The 1,395-nt window shown below is 79.1% G+C and carries 1 protein-coding gene and 1 pseudogene; both read right to left on the minus strand.

Annotation, left to right across the window (positions count from 1 at the left end; all coding sequences use genetic code 11):
• Positions 1 to 262: pseudogene (locus WCS02_RS20295) on the minus strand (hypothetical protein); the annotation flags it as partial.
• The coding region (locus tag WCS02_RS20300; RefSeq protein ID WP_340296128.1) for a glycoside hydrolase family 3 N-terminal domain-containing protein at positions 259 to 1,395 on the minus strand (1,137 nt) is incomplete at its 5' end. The pseudogene WCS02_RS20295 and the gene WCS02_RS20300, both read right to left, overlap by 4 nt.

Raw genomic sequence — 1,395 nt, forward strand, 5'->3', positions numbered from 1 at the left:
GCGGGGACGGCTCGGGCGACCGGGCACCGTCGGTCGTCGTCGGGTCCGCGGACCAGGTCGGCGACGGCGGCCACGGGTCCTCGGCCGGGCTCGAGGCCGTCGCGGGCGGGGCGGCGGACGGCGCCGGGCGGCCCGGGGACAGAACGAGGGCGAGCACGACCACGACGAGCACCGCCAGCCCGGAGGCGACCGCGACCACGACGGGCGCCCGCCGGGGCGCGGGTGGCCTGGGTGCGGGGGACGGGCCCGGGAACGTGCTCACGGCGCCACCGGGGCCTTCGCCGATGCCGACGGGGACGGGACCGACGGGGACGGGGGCGCCGGAGCGGTCGGCCCCGGCAGGACGAGGGTCGGCAGGGTGACGTCGAGGCACGACAGCGTGACCGGGTCGCCGCCGGCGAGCGCCGTCACCCGGGCCGCCGCCTCCGACAGCCGGTCCTCGGGCAGCCGCCCGGACACCACGGCCTCGACGAGCGCGTCCCGCATCCGCGGCGCCTGGCTGCCGTCGGTGGCCAGCACGGCGTCGGCCCCGGCGAGGACCGCGAGCACGGCCGCCTCCGGGAAGTCGTGCCGCAGGTTGACCGCGCCCATCCCGATGCTGTCGGTCATCGCGACCCCCTGGAAGCCGGTGCGCCGCAGGAGCGCGTACGTGGCGGGGCTCAACGACGCGGGCACGCCCGGCTCCAGCGCCGTGTACTGCACGTGCCCGGTCATGACCACGGGGGCGCCCGCGTCCACGGCGTCCTGGAACGGGACGAGGTCGACGGCCTCGAGCTCGGCGAGCGGGGCGTCGACGACGGCGTCGCCGGTGTGGGTGTCGTCCCCGGCGCGCCCGTGCCCGGGGAAGTGCTTGACGGTGGGCGTCACCTCGGCGTCCTGCAGACCGGCGGCGAAGGCCAGCCCGAAGGCGGAGGCCGTGGCCGGGTCTGCGGAGAACGACCGGTCCCCGATGGTCGCCCCGGCGTCGCCGTCGTCCAGGTCGAGGACGGGCGCCAGGTCCAGGTCGACCCCGACCCCCGCCAGCGAGGCGCCGATGCCCGCGGCGAAGGCCCGGACCTCCTCCGGCGTGCTCGTGCTCGCCAGGCGCCGCGGGGACGGCCCGGACCCGACGACCTCACGGGTGGCCGCGACCCGGCCGGACTCCTCGTCGGTCGACACGAGCAGGGGACGCGCAGACCGGGCCCGCAGGCCCGCGGACAGCGCGGTGACCTGGGGGGCGTCCACGACGTTGTCCCCGGACAGGAACACCCCGCCGACGCCGAGCCCCGTGACCTGCACCGCGAGCGGGTCGTCGGGGCCGGTCACCCCGGGCAGCCCGACGACGAGCACGGCCGCCGCCCGCTGCTCCAGCGGTGCCGGCTCGCACGGCGGCGGGCGCGGCGCGGCGGCCGGCGA

It is taken from the genome of Aquipuribacter hungaricus (assembly GCF_037860755.1).
In the GTDB taxonomy this organism is placed as follows: domain Bacteria; phylum Actinomycetota; class Actinomycetes; order Actinomycetales; family JBBAYJ01; genus Aquipuribacter; species Aquipuribacter hungaricus.